3 protein-coding genes are annotated in these 1,805 nt (G+C 72.1%); all 3 read right to left on the minus strand.

The annotated features are described in order from the left end of the window. A partial coding sequence (locus OZN99_RS33610; RefSeq protein WP_408611989.1) for an FAD-dependent oxidoreductase occupies nucleotides 1–150 on the minus strand: 150 nt, incomplete at its 3' end. A 2-nt stretch (nucleotides 151–152) separates the two neighbouring features. After that, nucleotides 153–944: an ABC transporter ATP-binding protein gene (locus tag OZN99_RS30885; RefSeq protein ID WP_270939030.1), complete on the minus strand. Its 792-nt coding sequence runs from the start codon at nucleotides 942–944 to the stop codon at nucleotides 153–155. An 11-nt stretch (nucleotides 945–955) separates the two neighbouring features. Beyond that, on the minus strand, nucleotides 956–1,805 hold an 850-nt coding region (gene ntrB, locus OZN99_RS30890), incomplete at its 5' end, for a nitrate ABC transporter permease (protein ID WP_270939031.1).

A 1,805-nucleotide genomic window follows, 5' to 3' on the forward strand; every position in this document is an offset into this window, starting at 1 on the left:
CTCCGCCTCGCCGGAGAGCAGCCGGCCGAGCGCGACGCGGTCGTAGGGCAGCGCCGGCTCCGCGCCGGCCAGCGTCACCGCCGCGCGGGTGGCGGCGCGTTCCGCGCAGCGCATCCCCGCCGGCCCGGCGCCGATCACCAGGACGCGCATGGTCACGCCGCGCTGGGCAACGCGTGGCGTTCGTGCAGGAAGCGCAGCACCGCCTCACGCGCGGCCAGGAACTTCGGCTCCGAGGCGAGGGCGAGACGGTCGCGCGGCCGCGGCAGGTCCACCTCCAGCACCTCGCCGATGGTCGCGTTCGGCCCGTTGGTCAGCATCACGATCCGGTCGGACAGCAGCACCGCCTCGTCCACGTCATGCGTGATCATCATCACCGTGGTGCCGAGCCGGGCGTGGATGTCCATCACCTGGTCCTGCAGGTGGGCGCGCGTCAGCGCGTCCAGCGCGCCGAAGGGCTCGTCCAGCAGCAGCACCTTGGGGCGCATCGCCAGCGCGCGGGCGATGCCGACGCGCTGCTTCATGCCGCCGGAGATCTCGGCCGGGCGCTTCTGCGCATGGCCGTCCATTCGCACCAGCGCCAGGTTCTCCCGCGTCCAGGCATCGCGCTCGGCGCGCGACATGCCGCGGCCGGCGGTGCGGTCCACCGCCAGGCGAACGTTCTCGTAGACGGTCAGCCAGGGCAGCAGGCTGTGGTTCTGGAACACCACGGCGCGGTCCGGGCCGGGATCGGTCACCTCCGACCCTTCCAGCACCACGCCGCCCAGCGTGGCGGGAAGCAGCCCGGCGACCACGTTCAGCAGCGTGGACTTGCCGCAGCCCGAATGGCCGATGACGGCGACATACTCGCCCTGGCGGATCTTGAGGTCGATCCCGTTCAGCACGGGAAGCGCGCCGGCGCCGAAGCTGACGCTGACGCGCGAGATGTCGAGGAAGGTGCGCTCCATGGCCGGGGTCCTCACTGTTCCGTGGTGCCGCGCGTGACGGCGCGGCCGAGGAAGGCCATGAGGCGGTCGAGCACGAAGCCGACCAGGCCGATATAGACCAGAGCCACGACGATGTCGGAGAGGTTGGAGCTGTTCCACGCATCCCAGACGAAGAAGCCGATGCCGACGCCGCCGATCAGCATCTCGGCGGCGATGATCGCGAGCCAGGACAGGCCGACGCCGATGCGCAGCCCGGTGAAGATGTAGGGCGCGGCCGCCGGCACCACGATGCGCAGGAACCAGTCGAGAGGCGAGAGGCGGATGACGCGCGCGACGTTGCGGTAGTCGGCCGGCACGTTGCGCACGCCGACCGCGGTGTTGATGATGATGGGCCAGACCGCGGTGATGAAGATCACGAAGATCGCGGAAGGCTGGGCTTCCCGGAAGGCGGCCAGGGAGAGCGGCAGCCAGGCCAGCGGCGGCACCGTGCGCAGCACCTGGAACAGCGGATCGAGCGCGCGCATCGCGATGCGCGAGGAGCCGACGAGCATGCCGAGCGCGATTCCGATCACGGCCGACAGCGCGAAGCCCAGTGCCACGCGCTGCAGGCTGGCGGCGAGGTGCAGGCCGAGGCCCTTGTCCAGCCCGCCGCGGTCGTAGAACGGATCGACGATGAGGTCGTAGGAGGTGGACCACACGACCGACGGCGGCGGCAGGGATGCCGCCGGGCCGGAGGAGGCCCATTCCCAGACCAGCAGCAGCATGCCGACCAGCAGCAGCGGCGGCACCACCACCTCGGCGCCGTGGCGCAGCCTCGGCAGCAGCCGCGCCAGCGGCGATGGCCGCGCGGCCGGCGTGGCGGCCGGGGTCGCCGCGACGGCG

The sequence above is a fragment of the Falsiroseomonas oryzae genome, assembly GCF_027856955.1.
Lineage (GTDB): Bacteria > Pseudomonadota > Alphaproteobacteria > Acetobacterales > Acetobacteraceae > Falsiroseomonas > Falsiroseomonas oryzae.